Source organism: Actinosynnema pretiosum (assembly GCF_024171695.1).
Taxonomy (GTDB): Bacteria; Actinomycetota; Actinomycetes; order Mycobacteriales; family Pseudonocardiaceae; genus Actinosynnema; species Actinosynnema pretiosum.
On record NZ_JAMTCF010000002.1, the window covers coordinates 282,708 to 300,417 of the forward strand.

11 protein-coding genes are annotated in these 17,710 nt (G+C 74.4%); 8 read left to right on the top strand and 3 right to left on the bottom strand.

Translation table 11 applies throughout. The features are described 5' to 3' along the window. Nucleotides 1–3 precede the first annotated feature (3 nt). The gene (pulA, locus tag LV78_RS04550) at nucleotides 4–5,559 is read left to right on the top strand and encodes a pullulanase-type alpha-1,6-glucosidase (protein WP_253843457.1); all 5,556 of its coding nucleotides are present in this window, start codon (nucleotides 4–6) and stop codon (nucleotides 5,557–5,559) included. 19 nt (nucleotides 5,560–5,578) lie between these two features. Here pulA and LV78_RS04555 read toward each other — a convergent pair whose 3' ends face one another. After that, a complete protein-coding gene (locus LV78_RS04555) occupies nucleotides 5,579–6,223 on the bottom strand; it encodes a hypothetical protein (protein ID WP_253843458.1) in 645 nt (214 codons plus the stop codon). A gap of 76 nt (nucleotides 6,224–6,299) precedes the next feature. On the opposite strand from LV78_RS04555, the gene ndk reads away from it, so the two are divergent. The 7 genes from ndk to LV78_RS04590 all read left to right on the top strand — a co-directional run bounded on the left by ndk (nucleotide 6,300) and on the right by LV78_RS04590 (nucleotide 16,074). Beyond that, nucleotides 6,300–6,710: a nucleoside-diphosphate kinase gene (gene ndk / locus LV78_RS04560; protein ID WP_253843459.1), complete on the top strand. Its 411-nt coding sequence runs from the start codon at nucleotides 6,300–6,302 to the stop codon at nucleotides 6,708–6,710. A gap of 134 nt (nucleotides 6,711–6,844) precedes the next feature. Then, complete coding sequence (locus tag LV78_RS04565; RefSeq protein ID WP_253843460.1) at nucleotides 6,845–7,765, top strand: ABC transporter ATP-binding protein; 921 nt, start codon at nucleotides 6,845–6,847, stop codon at nucleotides 7,763–7,765. Then, on the top strand, nucleotides 7,765–8,601 hold the full coding sequence (locus tag LV78_RS04570) for an ABC transporter permease (RefSeq protein ID WP_253843461.1): 837 nt from the start codon (nucleotides 7,765–7,767) through the stop codon (nucleotides 8,599–8,601). The genes LV78_RS04565 and LV78_RS04570 overlap by 1 nt, the downstream gene beginning before the upstream one ends. Continuing rightward, on the top strand, nucleotides 8,598–9,404 hold the full coding sequence (locus LV78_RS04575) for an ABC transporter permease (protein WP_253843462.1): 807 nt from the start codon (nucleotides 8,598–8,600) through the stop codon (nucleotides 9,402–9,404). Before LV78_RS04570 ends, LV78_RS04575 begins: the two co-directional genes overlap by 4 nt. A gap of 33 nt (nucleotides 9,405–9,437) precedes the next feature. Beyond that, nucleotides 9,438–11,405, top strand: a complete 1,968-nt coding sequence (locus LV78_RS04580; protein WP_253843463.1) for a TIGR03960 family B12-binding radical SAM protein — start codon at nucleotides 9,438–9,440, stop codon at nucleotides 11,403–11,405. Between the two features lie 405 nt (nucleotides 11,406–11,810). Beyond that, nucleotides 11,811–12,362, top strand: coding sequence for a sigma-70 family RNA polymerase sigma factor (locus LV78_RS04585; RefSeq protein WP_253843464.1), 552 nt, complete (start codon nucleotides 11,811–11,813; stop codon nucleotides 12,360–12,362). Nucleotides 12,363–12,747: 385 nt separating this feature from the next. Then, on the top strand, nucleotides 12,748–16,074 hold the full coding sequence (locus LV78_RS04590; protein WP_253843465.1) for an AAA family ATPase: 3,327 nt from the start codon (nucleotides 12,748–12,750) through the stop codon (nucleotides 16,072–16,074). A gap of 162 nt (nucleotides 16,075–16,236) precedes the next feature. Here LV78_RS04590 and LV78_RS04595 read toward each other — a convergent pair whose 3' ends face one another. Together LV78_RS04595 and LV78_RS04600 are read right to left on the bottom strand one after the other, a co-directional pair. After that, entirely contained in the window at nucleotides 16,237–16,776 is a 540-nt protein-coding gene (locus LV78_RS04595) for a ferric reductase-like transmembrane domain-containing protein (RefSeq protein ID WP_253843466.1), read from the bottom strand. Further along, complete coding sequence (locus LV78_RS04600) at nucleotides 16,773–17,681, bottom strand: FAD:protein FMN transferase (RefSeq protein WP_253843467.1); 909 nt, start codon at nucleotides 17,679–17,681, stop codon at nucleotides 16,773–16,775. The genes LV78_RS04595 and LV78_RS04600 overlap by 4 nt, the downstream gene beginning before the upstream one ends. Nucleotides 17,682–17,710: the final 29 nt, after the last annotated feature.

Below are 17,710 nucleotides of genomic sequence, written 5' to 3' on the forward strand. Positions count from 1 at the left end.
GCGGTGCGTCGGTCCGTCGCCGCGCTCATCGCGCTGGTCCTCGTCCAGCCCGCAGCCGTCACCCACCAGGCCCAGGCGCAAGCAGCCCCGGAACCGGGAGCCCGCTTGGCCGTCGGCAAGACCACCGACCTCCCACCGGGCGCCCGCGCGGGCGACCAGGCCCTCGCCAAGGACGCACTCCGCGACGCCCCCACCGGTGAGCGCTTCTACTTCGCCCTCCCCGACCGCTTCGCCAACGGCGACCCGTCGAACGACCGCGCCCACACCGAGGGAACCCGCGAGCAGCACGGCTTCGACCCCACCGACAAGGGCTTCTACCACGGCGGCGACCTCAAGGGCCTCCAGCAGAAGCTCGGCTACCTCGACGACCTCGGCACCACCGCCCTCTGGCTCACCCCGGTCTTCCGCAACCGCTGGGTCCAGGGCTCGGGCCCCGACGCGTCCGCCGGCTACCACGGCTACTGGACCACCGACTACACCTCGCTCGACCCGCACTTCGGCACCACCGACGACATGCGCCGCCTCATCCGCGACGCGCACCGCCGGGGCATCAAGGTCTTCTTCGACATCGTCGCCAACCACACCGCCGACGTCATCGACTACGCCGAGGGCTCCCACGCCTACGTCAGCTCGAAGGCCGTCCCGTACCTGGACCGCGAGGGCAACCCGGTCGACGTCGAGGAGCTCGCGGGCAGCCCGGACTTCCCCGACCTGGACCCGGCGACCTCGTTCCCGTACACCCCGGTCCCCGACCCGGCCCACCCGAAGTCCCCGGACTGGCTCAACGACCCCGCGCTCTACCACAACCGCGGCGACTCGACGTTCAGCGGCGAGTCCAGCCTGCAGGGCGACTTCTCCGGCTTGGACGACCTGATGACCGAGCACCCGCGCGTGGTCGCGGGCATGAAGCAGGTCTTCACCCACTGGATCGACGCCCTCGACATCGACGGCTACCGGGTCGACACCGTCAAGCACGTCAACACCGCCTTCTGGCAGGCCCTCGCCCCGTACGTGAAGTCCTACGCCGCCCAGCGCGGCAAGCCGGACTTCTTCGTCTTCGGCGAGGTCTTCGACGCCGACCCGGCCACCACCTCGCGCTACACCACCGACGCGAGGCTCCAGTCCGTGCTGGACTTCCCGTTCCAGTCCGCCGCGCTCGACTTCCTCTCCGGCCGGGGCGCGACCCGCCTCGGCGACGTCCTGCTCGCCGACGACCGCTACACCGACGCCGACTCCAACGCCTCGTCCCTGCCCACGTTCCTGGGCAACCACGACCTCGGCCGCGTCGCCCACCTGCTGCGCCAGAACCGCCCCGACGACACCGACCTGCTGGAGCGCCTCAAGCTCGGCAACGCCCTGCTGCACCTGTGGCGCGGCAACCCGGTCGTCTACTACGGCGACGAGCAGGGCTTCGCGGGCGCAGGCGGCGACAAGGACGCCCGCCAGGACCTGTTCGCCAGCGCCACCCCGTCCTACGCCGCCGAGCGGCTCATCGGCACCACCAGGACCGGCGCCGACGACAACCACGTCCCCGACCACCCGCTGTACCGCCAGCTCGCCGACCTGGCCCGCTTCACCGACTCCGACCCGGTGTGGCGCGGCGGCAACCAGGTGCTGCGCCGGGCCGAGGGCGACGTCATCGCGTTCAGCCGCTTCGACCGCCGCGCCCAGGTCGAGCACCTCGTCCTCGCCAACGCGGGCGCCGCCCCGAGCACCCTGGACGTCCCGGTCGGCTCGACCGCGCTGCGCCAGGTGTTCCCCGAACCCGGTCCCACCACGACCCGAGGCGCGGACGGCACGGTCCGCGTCACCGTCCCGCCGCTGTCGGCGCTGGTGCTGCGCGCCACCGGCAAGGCCGTCGCCACCAAGCCCGCGCCGACCCTCGTCACCCCGGCCGAGGGCACCGCCCTGGACGACCGGGTCGAGCTGCGCGCGGACGGGATCACCGCGCCCTACGCGCAGGCCACGTTCGCCGCCCGCGTCGACGGGAGTCCGGAGTGGACGGTGCTCGGCACCGACGACGCCGCCCCGTACCGGGTGTTCGCGGACCTCGCCTCCCTGCCGGGTGCCGCAGCGGGCGAGAACGTCGAGGTGCGCGTGGTCGCCAAGGACGCGGCCGGGCGGGTGGGCGCGGACGGCGCGCGGTTCGCCCTCGTGCCCGCGCCCCCGGTCGAGCAGCCGCCCACCGGCAGCCCGGACTGGCTGGTCGTGCACTACGCCCGCCCGGACGGCGACTACACCGGCTGGGGCCTGCACGCCTGGGGCGACGTCGAGTCCGAGCCGACCTGGCAGGAACCGCTGCCGTTCGCGGGGCAGACCCCGTACGGCCGGTTCGCCTGGGTGAAGCTCACGCCGGGCGCGCGGCAGGTCGGGATCGTCGTGCACCGGGGCGACGAGAAGGACACCTCGGCCGACCGGTTCGTCGACCCGTCCACGAGCCCGCAGGTGTGGCTCGCGCAGGGTGACCCTGCGGTTCACCCGAGCCAGGCCGCCGCCACCGGACGGGTGCTGGTGCACCACCTCGGCGACACCACCGGCCGCACGGTGCGCGCGGGTGGGGTGGAGGTCCCGTTCACCAACGGCGTCGCCACCGTTCCCGCCACCGGCCCGGTCGACTTCACCGTGCTGCGGGACGGGACCGCCGAGGCCACCGGCCGCACCGACGGCCAGGCCTGGGTGCGCGAGGACCGGGTGTTCCCGTCACTGGCGGCGGCCGAGAACCGCGCCGTCATCCACTACCACCGCCCGGACGGCGACTACGCGGAGTGGACCCTCTACCACTGGACCGGGTCGGCCGAGCCCAGTCCGGGGTGGAACCAGTCCCGACCGCCGGACGGGGACGACGGCTTCGGCGTCCACTGGTCGGTGCCGCTGGCGCAGGGCGCGCCGGGCCTGTCCCACATCATCCACCGCGGCGACGCCAAGGACCCCGGAGCCGACCAGTTCCTCGACGTCACCGGCACCGGCCACGAGGTGTGGTTCGCCTCGGGGTCGGCGAAGCCGGACGGCTCGGCGTCCTACGTGCTGCCGCCCTCCGGAGGCGACCCCGTGGAAGACGACCTGACGAAGTCCAAGGCCGCCTGGGTGCGGGAGGACCTGGTGGTGTGGGACGTGCCGGTGGTCGCCTCGGACGGCTACCGGATCGAGCACGGCGGCAAGGTCCTGCGCCTGGAGCCGAGCGCCGAGGCGGTGCCGGAGCAGTTCCCGCACCTGCGCGGCAAACCGGTGTTCCGGGTCCGCGACACCGACCGGGTGGACGCGGCGCTGCGCGGGGGCGCGCTGTCCGCCGTGCACGTCGACGCGGCCGGGACGCTGAGGCACCGCACCGGGGTCCAGCTCGCGGGCGTCCTGGACGACCGGTTCGCGCCCGCCGCGACGGCCCTCTCCTACGGCCCGGCGTTCGACGGCGACCGCGTCACCACCCGCCTGTGGGCCCCGACCGCGTCACGGGTGCGGCTGCGCCTGTTCGACGCCCCCGAGGGCGACCCCGCCGAGGTGCTCGACCTGGCCCGCGACGACGCCTCCGGCTCCTGGTCCGGCGCGGGGACCTGGAAGAACCGCTTCTACCAGTACGAGATCACCGCCGCCGGTCGCGCGGTCGTGGTCACCGACCCGTACTCGGTCGCGCTCGCGGTCGGCTCCACGCACTCCCAGTTCGCCGACCTCGCCGACCCGGCCACCGCCCCGGACGGCTGGTCGACCGAGGTCGCGCGCGGCCTGGGCGCCAACCCCGTCGAGCACGGCATCACCGAGCTGCACGTGCGCGACTTCTCCATCGGCGACGACTCCGTCCCGGAGGCGGACCGGGGCACCTACCGCGCGTTCACCCACCGCGACTCCACCGGCATGGCGCACCTGCGCCTGCTCGCCGAGGCGGGCCTGGACACCGTGCACCTGCTGCCCACCTTCGACATCGCCACCATCCCCGAGCGCCGCGCCGACCAGCGCGCGCCCGACTGCGACCTGCCCTCGCTGCCCCCGGACTCGCCGCGCCAGCAGGAGTGCGTGGCCGCCACCGCCGCCGACGACGGCTTCAACTGGGGCTACGACCCGCTGCACTACAACACCCCCGAGGGCTCGTACGCGACCGACGCCGCGCAGACCGGCGCGGCCCGCTCGCGCGAGTACCGCGAGATGGTGCGGGCCTTGCACGCCAACGGGAACAAGGTCGTGCTGGACGTGGTCTACAACCACACCGCCGCGTCCGGCGACGGGCCGCTCTCGGTGCTGGACAAGGTGGTCCCCGGCTACCACCACCGGTTCGCCGACGACGGCTCGATCGCGAACTCCACCTGTTGCGCCAACACCGCGCCGGAGAACGCCATGACGGGCAAGCTCGTCGTGGACTCGGTGGTGTGGTGGGCCAGGACCTACAAGGTCGACGGCTTCCGGTTCGACCTCATGGGCCACCACCCGAAGGCGAACCTGCTGGCCGTGCGCGCCGCCCTGGACGCGCTCACCCCCGAGCGCGACGGCGTCGACGGCCGCTCGATCCGGCTCTACGGCGAGGGCTGGGACTTCGGCGAGGTCGCCGGGAACGCCCGGTTCGAGCAGGCCACCCAGGCGAACCTCGCGGGCACCGGCATCGGCACGTTCAGCGACCGGCTGCGCGACGCGGTGCGCGGCGGCGGCCCGTTCGACGAGGACCCGCGCGTGCAGGGCCTGGGCACCGGGCTCGCGGGCGACCTCAACGGCTCGCCCGCCAACGGCGACGTCGCCGTGCGGCTGACCAACTACAGCGACCTGGTGAAGCTGGGCATGGCGGGCAACGCGGCCGGGTTCCGCTTCCGGTCCACGTCCGGCGGCGAGGTCAGCGGCCGGGACGTGCCGTACAACGGCTCGCCCGCGGGCTACGCGGGCGTCCCGGCGGACGTGATCAGCTACGTGGACGCGCACGACAACGAGACCCTGTTCGACGCCCAGGTGTTCAAGCTGCCGCCGTCCACGCCGATGGCCGACCGGGTCCGGATGCACCGCGTCGCGCTCGCGCCCGTGCTGCTCGGCCAGGGGCAGCCGCTGCTGCACGCGGGCAGCGAGTTCCTGCGCTCGAAGTCGCTCGACCGCAACAGCTACGACTCCGGCGACTGGTTCAACCGGTACGACCCGTCGTTGCGGGACAACGGGTTCGGCCGGGGCCTGCCGCCCGCGCCGGACAACGCCGACAAGTGGCCCCACTCGGCGCCGCTGCTGGCCGACCCGGCGCTCAAGCCCGCGCCCGAAGACCTGCGGTCCGCGCTGGAGCACACCCTGGAGCTGCTGCGGCTGCGCGGGTCCTCGCCGCTGTTCACCCTGGGCGACGCGGCGCAGGTGCAGGCGAAGCTGTCGTTCCCGGCGGCCGAACCGGGCGTGGTCGTGGCGCACCTGGACGACACCGCCGGTCCCGACCGCGACCCGGCGCGCGACGGGCTGATCGTGGTGGTGAACCCGTTCCCGGTGGCCAAGGAGGTCACCGCCCCGGTCGGCGGTTGGCGGGCGCACCCGCTGTGCACCGACCGCGCGGTGGTCGACGGCGCATCGGTGCGGGTGCCGCCGAGGTCGGTGGTGGTGCTGGAGCGCTAGCCCCTGGAGCCAGCCGGGCTCAGTGCCCGGCCAGCTCGTGCCGGGAGCGGATCTCGTCGGTGCGCAGGATGCGGAACTCGCGGTGCTCGGCCTCCAGCACCTTCACGAACCCGTGGCTGGTCTCCACGACGTACCCGCGCAGCTCCCCGTCCACCAGCTCGATCCGCTCCAGCGGCACCCACGGCGTCCCCACCACCGCCGCCACGAGCAGCGCCGCGCCCAGCACCAGCACCCCGAACCGGCGCAGCAGGAACGTCACCACGCCCTGCGCCGCCGGGTTGCGCCGGGCGCGCTCCACCAGCAGCAGCACGCCCCCGAGGAGCACGGCGGCCAGCGGCACCCACCAGCCGCGGTAGGTCAGCACGTGCGCCACCAGGAACGCCAGCAGCACCACCGCGCCCAGCGCCGTGGCCGTCGACCTGCGGTTGATCGTGTAGAAGACGGTCAGCGGGACCAGCAGCGCCAGCAGCGGTCCGCTGATCCGCGAGTCCGCGAGGAAGGTGCCCAGGAACAGGCCGGGCGCGTCCTCCAGGTCCAGGCTGTGCAGCACGGCGAAGGCCACGTGCAGGTCGTACCGGGACACCGCCAGCAGCCGCAGCAGCACGAACAGCACGGCCGCCCCGGTGAGCGCGGTCGCCGCGTGGCCCTTCTCCTCACCCGTCACGGCCGGTGACTATGCCACGGCGCCCCGCCGGATACCCTTTGCGGCACCACCCCATCGAGCAAGGAGAACCACCGCCGTGAGCGAGCGCACCCTGGTCCTGGTCAAGCCCGACGGCGTCGAGCGCGGCCTGGTCGGCGAGGTGATCTCCCGCATCGAGCGCAAGGGCCTGAAGCTGGCCGCGCTCGAACTGCGCAACGCCGACCGCGCCACCGCCGAGCAGCACTACGCCGAGCACGAGGGCAAGGGCTTCTACGAGAGCCTGCTGGACTTCATCACCGGCGGCCCGCTGGTGGCGCTGGTGATCGAGGGCCCGCGCGCGATCGCGGCGTTCCGCCAGCTCGCCGGTGGCACCGACCCGGTCGAGAAGGCCACGCCGGGCACCATCCGGGGCGACTTCGGCCTGGAGGTCCAGTTCAACCTGGTGCACGGCTCCGACTCAGTCGAGTCCGCCGAGCGCGAGATCAAGATCTGGTTCCCCTCGCTCTGAGGCGCCGCTGATCGGCACGCCGGTCAGCATCGCGGCCCGTCCCCGCAGCCCTGCGGGACGGGCCGTCGCGCGTCTTCGAGCGGTGTGAAAAAGCGTTGCCCCGCCCCCGTGTCAGGTGGTTACAGTCGGCGACCGTGACCACACCCCTAGTTGAGGCCAGCGGGCTGACCAAGCGCTTCGGGGAGTTCGAGGCGGTCCGGGGGATCGACGTCCGCGTCGAGCGCGGCGAGGCGTTCGGGTTCCTCGGGCCCAACGGCGCGGGCAAGTCCTCGACCATGCGGATGATCTCCTGCACCTCCCCGCGCTCCGGCGGCGACCTGCGCGTGCTCGGCATGGACCCGGACCGGGACGGGCCGCGCATCCGGGCCCGCATCGGGGTGGTGCCGCAGCAGGACACGCTCGACAACGAGCTGACCGTGCGGCAGAACCTGGAGGTGTACGGCCGCTACTTCGGGCTCTCCCGCGCCGCCGTGCGCGCCAAGGCGGTGGAGCTGCTGGAGTTCGCCCAGCTCACCGAGCGCGCGAGCAGCGAGGTCGAACCGCTGTCCGGCGGCATGAAGCGGCGGCTCACCATCGCGCGCTCGCTGGTCAACGAGCCCGAGGTGCTGCTGCTCGACGAGCCCACCACCGGCCTTGACCCGCAGGCCCGCCACCTGCTGTGGGACCGGCTGTTCCGGCTCAAGGCCGAGGGCGTCACGCTGATCATCACCACCCACTACATGGACGAGGCCGAGCAGCTGTGCGACCGGCTCGTGGTGATGGACGGCGGGCGCGTCGCCGCCGAGGGCTCGCCCGCCGAGCTGATCTCCCGCTACTCCACCCGCGAGGTGCTGGAGCTGCGCTTCCCGCCCGGCCACCAGTCCGCCGACCGGCTGGAGGACCTCGCCGAACGGGTGGAGGTGCTCCCCGACCGGGTGCTGCTGTACACGCGGGACGGTGAGAGCGCGCTCGCCGCCGCCCAGGAGCGCGGGGTGCGCCCGGTGTCCAGCCTGGTGCGCCGCTCCAGCCTGGAGGACGTGTTCCTGCGCCTCACCGGCCGGACGCTGGTCGACTGATGGCCGCCGACACCACGCGCGCGGACGCCGCGCCCACCGCCCGGACCGCGACCGGCCGCCCGTCGGGCCACGTCCGCGCGGTGCTGATCTACGTGGAGAGCCGCTGGGTCTGGTACCGCCGCAACTGGCGCGCCACCGCCGTCTCCGCGTTCGTGCTCCCGGTGCTGTTCCTGCTGTCCATGGGCTTCGGCCTCGGCAGCCAGATCACCCCGGACCAGCTCCCCGGCGGCCTGTCCTACCCGCAGTTCCTGGCGCCCGCGCTGCTGGTCGTGATGGGCCTGCAGGCCGTCGTGCACGAGTCGACCTACCAGGTCATCGACGTGTTCAAGTGGAGCAAGCGGCACCACGCGGTCGTCGCCTCCCCGATCACCCCGGCCCAGGTCTTCCTGGGCACCATGCTGTGGAACGCCCTGCTCGTCCTGATGGCGGGCACGTTCTTCCTGGTCTCCGCGACCCTGCTCGGCGCGCTGACCTCCCCGGCCGCCGCGCTGGCCGTGCCGGTCTCGGTGCTCACCAGCACCGCCTACAGCGCCCCGATCACCGCGTTCAGCGCCACCAGGGACAAGGCCGACTCGTTCAGCACCGTGTTCCGCCTGATCGTCATGCCGATGACCCTGTTCACCGGCGCGTTCTTCCCCGTCGAGCAGCTGCCGGACTGGCTGCTCCCGCTGGTCTGGATCGCCCCCACCTGGCACGGCGTCGAGCTGGCGCGGGGCGCCGCGTTCGGCGGGCTCGGCGCGCTCGCCGCGCTCGGCCACGTCGCCTTCCTGGTCGCCCTGCTGGCGGTCGGGACCCTCATCGGAACCCGCGTCTACCGGCGGAGGCTCGTCCCGTGACCACCCGAGAGGCCAGGTCCGCGCTCAGCCTGCGGATCGTCCCGCCCGGCCTGTACGCGGGCCGCTCGCTCGTCCTGCTGGAGCGCTCCTACCTGGTGTACCGCCGCGCGTGGGTGCCCCTGCTCACCGGCCTGGTCGAGCCGCTGCTGTTCCTGTTCTCCCTCGGCTTCGGCATCGGCAGGCTGGTCGCCGACGTCGAGGGCGTGCCGTACGCGCAGTACGTCGCCCCGGCGCTGCTGGCGACCGCCGCCATGAACGGGGCCGTCTACGACGCGGTGTTCGGCGTCTTCGTGAAGTTCAAGTACGCCAAGACCTACGACGCGGTGCTGGCCACCCCGGCCGGTCCGATGGACATCGCGCTCGGCGAGGTGACCTGGTCGCTGCTGCGCGGCGGCCTCTACTCGGCCGGGTTCACCGTCGTCATCCTCGCCCTGGACCTGGCGGGCTCGGCGTGGGCGCTGCTGATGCTGCCCGCCTCGCTGCTGGTCGCCGCCGCGTTCGCCGCCGTCGGCATGGCCGTCACGACCTTCCTGCGCGGCTGGCAGGACTTCGACCTGGTGCAGCTGGTCATCATGCCGATGTTCCTGTTCTCGGCGACCTTCTACCCGGTCTCGGTCTACCCGGAAGCGGTCCGCGGACTCGTCCAGGTCATGCCGCTGTACCAGGCGACCACCCTGATGAGGGACCTGAACAGCGGAAACGTGCACTGGGGGTTGCTCTGGCCGGTCCTGTACTTCCTCGTCCTCGGCGCGATCGGGGTGGTGGTGGCCGCGCGCAGGCTCGGCAGGCTGCTGCTGCGCTAGGTCCGCGCAAGGGCTCAGTTACCCTGGTCGGTTGTGAGCGTCGACTCTGTTTTCCCCTTGCTGGAGCCCCTGCTCCCCAGGGTCTCCAAGCCGGTGCAGTACGTCGGCGGGGAGCTGAACGCCACCACCAAGGACTGGGACTCCGCCGCGGTGCGGTGGGCCCTGATGTACCCGGACGCCTACGAGGTCGGGCTGCCCAACCAGGGCGTCATGATCCTCTACGAGGTGCTCAACGAGCAGCCTGACGTCCTGGCCGAGCGCACCTACGCGGTCTGGCCGGACCTGGAAGCGCTCATGCGCGAGCACCGCGTCCCCCAGTTCACCGTGGACTCCCACCGGCCGGTCGGCGCGTTCGACCTGCTCGGCGTCAGCTTCTCGACCGAGCTGGGCTACACGAACCTGCTGACCGCACTCGACCTGGCGGGCGTGCCCGTGCACGCCGCCGACCGCACCGAGGACCACCCGATCGTGGTGGCCGGTGGGCACGCCGCGTTCAACCCCGAGCCGATCTCCCGCTTCGTCGACGCCGCCGTGCTCGGCGACGGCGAGGAGGCGGTCCTGGAGATCACCGACATCGTCCGCGCCTGGAAGGCCGAGGGCCGCCCCGGCGGGCGGGACGAGATCCTGACCAGGCTGGCCGAGACCGGCGGCGTGTACGTGCCCCGGTTCTACGACGTGGAGTACCTGCCGGACGGCCGCATCCAGCGCGTCGTGCCCAACCGCGAGCGGGTCCCCTACCGGGTGTTCAAGCGCACCACGATGGACCTGGACGCCTGGCCCTACCCGAAGCAGCCGCTGGTCCCGCTCGCCGAGAGCGTGCACGAGCGGATGAGCGTGGAGATCTTCCGGGGCTGCACGCGCGGCTGCCGCTTCTGCCAGGCGGGCATGATCACCCGCCCGGTGCGCGAGCGCTCGATCGAGGGCATCGGCGCGATGGTGCAGCGCGGCCTGGAGGCGACCGGCTTCGAGGAGGTCGGCCTGCTCTCGCTCTCCAGCGCGGACCACTCCGAGATCGCCGAGGTCACCAAGGGCCTGGCCGACCGGTACGAGGGCACCAACACCAGCCTGTCGCTGCCCAGCACGCGGGTGGACGCCTTCAACATCGACCTGGCCAACGAGCTGTCCCGCAACGGGCGCCGCTCGGGCCTGACCTTCGCCCCCGAGGGCGGCAGCGAGCGCATCCGCCGCGTCATCAACAAGATGGTGTCGGAGGAGGACCTGATCCGGACGGTCAGCGCGGCGTTCGCGGCGGGCTGGCGGCAGGTGAAGCTGTACTTCATGTGCGGCCTGCCGACCGAGACCGACGACGACGTGCTCCAGATCGCCGAGATGGCCAAGAACGTCATCCGCGCCGGTCGGGAGGCCAGCGGGCGCAAGGACGTGCGCTGCACCATCTCCATCGGCGGGTTCGTGCCCAAGCCGCACACCCCGTTCCAGTGGGCCGGGCAGTGCGACCCGGAGACCGTGGACCGCAGGCTGCGCAAGCTGCGCGAGGCGGTCAACTCGGACCGGAACCTGGGCCGCAACATCGGGATGCGCTACCACGACGGGCAGCCGTCGCTGATCGAGGGACTGCTCTCGCGCGGCGACCGGCGGATCGGCGCGGTCATCGAGCGGGTGTGGCGCGAGGGCGGCCGGTTCGACGGCTGGTCCGAGCACTTCTCCTACGAGCGCTGGGTGCAGGCGGCCAAGACCGAGCTGGAGCCGGTGGGCGTGGACCTGGAGTGGTTCACCACCCGCGAGCGCGAGGAGCTGGAGGTCCTGCCCTGGGACCACCTGGACTCCGGGCTGGACAAGGAGTGGCTCTGGGCGGACTGGCAGGACGCCCTGGACGAGCGCGAGCAGGACGACTGCCGGTGGACGCCGTGCTTCGACTGCGGCGTGTGCCCGGCGATGGGCACCGACATCGAGGTGGGGCCGACCGGTCGGACGCTGCTGCCGATCTCCCCGGTGGGCACCGGCTCGCCGGTGCGCAACCCCGCCCTGACCCACCAGCACTGACCCACCAGCACTGATCCGCTCGCGCTGATCCGGCGGCCTGCGCGCCGCCCACCGCACCGCCGAGGGCGCGGACCCACCGAAGGGTCCGCGCCCTCGGCGCGTCCGCACCCCCTCGGCGACCCCGGTATTGGTCGCCAATGCGCTTCGGTGAACCGCGCTCGTGCGCCGGAAGAGCGGTTCACGTCGCACGTGTGATCTGCATCACCGGCACTTCGCGGAACGCGCGGTGATGCACGAGTCGCACTTCCCCTACAAGCGGCCACGACGTGGACAGGGGGCGTGGTTATTGGATCGAGACGTAGTCGTGTAGTACGTTCACGTGGTCTCCGCAACTTCGCAGGCGTGTTACCCCCGCACCGCTCGGCACGCCTTCCGCCGCACGAACTCTCAGGAGGTTCGCACTCCATGAATTCACCGGGCGGAACGCGGGTGGAGCCCCGGTCGGGCGCCGCCGCGCGGAGCCGGGCCGAGGAGTTGGTCACGACCCTCTACGCGCAGTTCGAGGGGGTCCTGCTGGCTCACGTGCTCAAGCTGACCGGCAACGACCGGCAGTGGGCCGAGGACGTCGTCCAGGAGACCCTCATCCGGGCGTGGCGGAACGCGGAAACGCTGGTCAGCGACCCGCGGATGTTGCGAGGCTGGTTGCTGACGGTGTCCCGCCGCATCGTCATCGACGACTGGCGCGGGCGTCGCGCCAGACCCGTGGAGGTGGAGCTGACCGGCGACGACGTCGTCGAGGAGCCCGACCGGACCGAGCAGGGGCTGTCCCGCATGGTGCTCGCCGATCTCATCGGAAAGCTCGGTGCCGAGCACCGGGAAGCCATCTGCGAGACCTACGTGCGCGGCCGGACGGTGCGCGAGGCGGCGGTCGTGCTGGGTATTCCCGAAGGGACCGTGAAGTCCCGCGTCTACTACGCCATGAAGATCCTGCGCCGATCAATGGAGGAGTCGCGCTGAGCTACTCCGAGTAATTCGCGCACGACTCACCGGCATTTCCGCTCGATGCCGGAGGTGCTCCCCGGAATTCATCGGCGCCCGCTGGAGAGCATGCTCGGCGGAAATGCTTCCGCAGTTTTGGCGATCCGGGCCGCGTGGCGCGGTCCGCCCGTTCGCACGCCATTCTGGGGGGAAGCGCCCCCGGAAGTCTCTACGGAGGGCACCGAAGGAAATCCCGCCGGTCTCCCCGGCGCGGCTCTCGGTGCCCGCTCACGGCTCTCGGCGCCCCCTCGCCGGACCCGGCCGGGAACGCGGTTCCCGGTCGGGTCCGAGGGGTGGACAGATGCCATACGGTGGTGCTCCGCCCGCTCCCCGCCGCCGCGACGCCGCAGAACGGAGTCCACAGGTGAGCGCATCGAGCCCCGCGCGGCAGGTGGACCCGAGAACGCGGGGCGCGCACCGCCCGCCGCTGGTCGGCAGGGCGGGGGAGCTGCGCGCCTTCAGGTCGCTGCTGCGCGCCGCCTCGGCCGGGCGCACCGTCGGGGTGCTGGTGGACGGCGAGTTCGGCTCCGGCAAGTCCGCGCTGCTGGCCGAGGTCGCCGCGCAGGCCAGGGAACTGGGCTTCACCACCGCGTCGGCGGTCGCCTGCCGGTTGGAGAGCGAGCTGCGCGGAGCCGTCGTCGGCCAGCTCGCCGAGGAGCTGCTGGACGGCCCCGGCGACGCGGCGCCCTCGCTGGAGGCGTTCCTGCTGCTGGTGCGCGCCCGCGTCGAGCGGGCCCCGCTGCTGCTCGTGGTCGACGACGCGCACGTCGCCGACGCCTGGTCCCTGCGCTGCCTGGCCTACCTGCTGCGCAGGCTCCGCGACCGCCCCCTGCTGGTCGTGCTGTCCTCGGTGACCGGCCGCCCGCCCGCCGCCGACCTGCTGCTGTCCGAGCTGCTTCCCGTCGACCACCACCTGCTGCGCCTGCCCCGCCTGTCCCGCGGCGCGGTGGCCGACCTGCTCGCGGGCGTCCTGCCCGCCCCCCTGCCCGACGGCCTGGCCGCCGCCGCCCACGAGGCCACGGCCGGTAACCCCCGGCTGCTGGAGTCGCTGGTCTCGGTGCTCCGCGCCCGCGCGGCCCTCGGTCCGAAGGCCCCGGCCGCCCGCGCACCAGGCCCCGCAGGTCTCGGCGTCCCGGCGCCCGGCCGTTCCGGTGCCGACGACCCCGGTCGTCCAGGTCGGGGGGACACCGCCGGAGGCGGTCCCGGTTCCGGTCCTGCGGCTCGCGGTCGTTCCAGCGCGGGCGGCGTCCCCCGAGGCGGCGCCGCGCCCGACGACGCCGTCCGGAGCCCCGTCGATCCCGGCCAGGGCCCAGGAGTCCCCGCTGCCGCCGGTCCCGGAGCCACACCGCCGGGCCGTGCCGGGTTCGTCCCCGCGCCGTTCGCCCCGACCGGGTTCGACCCCGGCGCGCCCGCCGCCTTCGACGTCGCACCGCTCGTCCCGGCCGGGTTCGGCTCCGGCTCGCTCGTGCCCGCCGCGTTCGGAGCCGCCGCGCTCGCCGCCGACTTCGACGCCGACCTGGACCCCACCGCCCTGGATCCCACCGCTCTCGACCCCGCCGCTCTCGACCCCGCCGCCCTCGACCCCGCCGGGGTGCCCGCGCTCGCCGCCCCCGAGCTGGGGGAGCTGCTGCGCCTGCGCCTGCGGGTCCGCCCCGGCGCGGCCGAGGTGGTGCGCGCGGTCGCCGTCCTCGGCGAGGACGCCACCGTCGACCGGGTCGCCGAGCTGTCCGGCGTCGCCCACCGCGAGGTGCTCTCCCTGGTCGACGCCCTGGTCCGGCTGCGCCTGCTCCGCGACGGCACCCCGCTCGCCTTCAGCCACCCCTACCTGCGGGCCTGCGTGCTCGCCGACCTGCCGGTCGCCACCCGCGCCGCCGACCACGCCCGCGCCGCCTCGGCGCTGGCCGAGGCCGGGGAACCGGCCGCGCGGGTCGCCGCGCACCTGCGCCAGGCCCACGACGTTCCGCTGCCCTGGGGCGTCCCGGTGCTGCGCGAGGCGGCCCGCTCGGCGCTGCGCGCGGGCGACCCCGTCGAGGCCCGCGCCTGCCTGGAGCGCGCGCTGCGGGAGCGCGCCACGCCCGCCGAGCGGCTCGGCGCGCGCCTGGAGCTGGTGCACGCGGTGTTCCTCGCCGACCCGGCCGAGGGCGCGGCGCTGCTGCGCGAGAGCCTCGTCCTGGCCGAGGACACCGGCCTCGCCGCCGACCAGGCCGCCCAGCTGCTGCTGCGGCTGTGCCGCCCGGTGGACGCCCGGTTCGCCCTCGCGCTCGGCCCGCAGCTGGTGGCCAGGCTCGGCCCCGCCGACCACGACCGCTCGTGGCGGCTGCGCGCCCTGTGCTTCCTGGCGGGCGCGGGCAACAACCCCGGCCTGGCGCTGCGCGCGGGCGTCCTGCTGCACGAGCTGGAGGCCGAGCCGCCCACGTCGCCCGAGCTGCGGCAGACCCGCTCCGCGCTGCTCGCGCTCGGCCACGCCCTGCGCGGCGACTCGGCCGCCCGCGCCGCCGGTCACGCCGAGCTGGCGCTGACCGGCCAGGACACCGAGGTGCTCACCCGGCCGTTCGCGTTCGCCGTCGCCACCTGCTTCCTGGCCGACTCGCCCCGGCTGTCCGAGCGGCTGCGGCACGCGCTCGGCTCCCGCGCCGAACCGCGCGAGCACCACCTCGACCGGGGCTCGGCGCTCGCCCTCGCGCAGGGCCTGCACCACCTGGCCACCGGCGACCTCGTGCGCGCCAACACCTTCCTGAAGTGGCAGCTGCGGCTGTTCGCCGAGCAGAGCGCCCCGCCGAGGGACCGGCTCGCGGGGAGCGGCCCGGCGGGGGAGTGGACCAGCTCGGTCGAGGACTGCCCGATGGCGGTGCTGTGCGCGGCCAGGCTCACCGAGGCGCTGGTCGACCTCGGCCGGTTCGACGAGGCGCGCGAGCTGCTGGCCAAGCACGGCCTCACCGACCGGCTGCCCGAGGTGTTCGGCCACAACACCACCCTGTGGGCGCGCGGCAGGCTCAAGCTGGCGGGCGGCGACGCCGAGGGCGCGCTGACCGACGCGCGCGAGTGCGGCAGGCGGTTGGCCGCCGCCCAGCTCGGGTCGGCCCCGCTGCTGCCGTGGCGACCGCTGGCCGTGCGCGCCCTGCTCGCGCTGGGCCGCCGCGAGCAGGCGGTGCGGTTGGCGCAGGAGGAGCTGGCGGTCGCCCGCCGCTGGGGCACCCCGAGGGCGCTGGGCGTCGCGCTGCTCGCGGTGGGCCTGACCGGTGAGGACGACGCCGGGACCCGCGCGCTCGCCCAGGCCGTGCAGCACCTGGAGGGGACCACCGCCCGGCTCGCGCTGGCCGAGGCGCTGTGCGAGCTGGGCGCGCGGCTGCGCAAGCGCGGCAGGCCCGAGCGGGCCATCCCGCACCTGCGGCGGGCCGTGGAGCTGAGCGCGTCCTGCGAGGCCAAACCGCTCATCGCGCGCGCGGGCGAGGAGCTGCGGGCCTGCGAGCCGACCACCGCCCAGGGCACCGAGCACGGCCTGACCAGGCAGGAGGTCCGGGTCGCGGGCATGGCCGCGCAGGGCCTCACGAACCGGCAGATCGCCGAGGCGCTCTTCCTCACCCGGCGCACCGTCGAGCTGCACCTGTCCGGGGCCTACCGCAAGCTCGGCATCGCGGGCCGCGCCGACCTGCCCGCCGCCCTCACCCCCCAGGTTCCCCCGGCAGGGTGAACCCGCACGAGTGGCCCCGCCCAGGCCGCAGCCCGACCACCTACGCCCCGGCCCGGTTCACCGCGCGCCCCCGCACGAGGACGCGCCCGGCGCCGCGCCTGCTCCCGCCGACCGCCTGCGGGTTCCCGGCGCCCGGTCAGCGCGCCCCCGCGCCCGCGGCGGTCACACCGCGGCCTTCTTCGGCACGGCCACCCGCCACGCCACCGAGAGCGCCACCGCCGCCAGGCACAGCACCGCCAGCAGCACCACCGGCAGCACCCCGCTGTCCACGTCCGCCAGCAGCAGCGCGTGCGCCAGCGCCACCGGCCACAGCGCGCACCCGGCCCAGTGCGCCGCCCGCCACACCCGGTGCGGCAGCCGGGTCCGCAGCGCGCCGGTCACCAGCACCGCCACCAGCAGGTCCAGCGCCACCGCGCCCAGCCCGACCGCCACCGGCCGGTGCTCCGAGGCGAGCGGCAGCAGCGCCGCCGCCACCGGGACGTCCACCCGCTCGCCCGCCACCGCCGCGCCGACGTGCACCAGCAGGAACACCACCGCCAGCAGCGACACGTCCCGGCGCAGGTCGCCCACCGCGAACCGGGGCCAGCGCGCCGACGCGACCCGCCGCACCCCCAGCACGCCCAGGACCACCACCGCCGTCAGCAGCACCAGCGACACCAGGCCGGTCGCCCGGCCCGCGAACCACAGCGCCTCCTCGCTCACGCCGCGCTCCTCCCCTCGGCGGGCCAGCCGCCGACCTCCACGACCCGCCCGTCCTCGCCCACCAGCCGGGCGTGCAGCCCCCGCTCGGCGAGCCACGCGGGCGCGTCCTCCCCCAGCAGCACCGCCGCGGTGCTCGCCGTGTTCCCCGTCACGCAGTCCACCGCCACCACGCTGGCCGTCCGCCAGCAGGGCGCGGGCACGTCCCCGGTGCGCGGGTCGACGATGTGGTGCACCACGCGGCCCGCGCGCTTCCAGCGCCGCCGCACGGTGCCCGACGTGGCCAGCCCGCCCGACCGGATCGTCACGATCTGCGACGCGAGCCCCACGTGGTCGTCACCCACACCTATGTGCCAGCCACCTTCGGGTGGTTCTCCCGCCGTGGCCAGGTCCCCGCCCAGCGACACCAGCACCCCGCAGCCCAGCGCCGCCGACACCGCGCGCGCCGCCCGGTCCGCGCACAGCGCCTTCGCCGTCGCGCCCAGGTCCAGCAGCACCCCGCGCGGCACGACCAGCCGCGACCCGGCCGCGTCGAAGCCCACCCGCCGCCAACCGGGCGCGGGCACCGGCTGCACCGGTCGCGGGTCGATCCTCCTGACCTGCGCGAAGTCCCGGTCGTAGCCCAGCGCGCACAGCGCCGTCCCCACGGTCGGGTCGACCAGCCCACCGGTCAGCTCCGCCGCCCGCAGCGCCGTGCCGACCGCCTCGGCCAGCAGCGGCGACACCTCGACCGCGCGCCCGGCGGCCCGGTGCACCGCGCTGATCTCCGAGTCCGCCCTGAACCGGCTGCACGCCTCGTCCACCGCCCGCACCTCGGCCCTGACCAGCGCCTCCGCCTCGGCCAGCGGCCCGTCGCCGAGCACGACGACGGCCGTGGAGCCGAGCGCGGGGAACACGGCGGTCCTCACGACGCCCCCGTGCCGGTGCGCACGCGCCC

Coding starts and splice junctions, on each gene's coding strand:
- LV78_RS04570 (WP_253843461.1), top strand. CDS start 7,765: ATGGCCGCCGACACCACGCGCGCGGACGCCGCGCCCACCGCCCGGACC.
- LV78_RS04585 (WP_253843464.1), top strand. CDS start 11,811: ATGAATTCACCGGGCGGAACGCGGGTGGAGCCCCGGTCGGGCGCCGCC.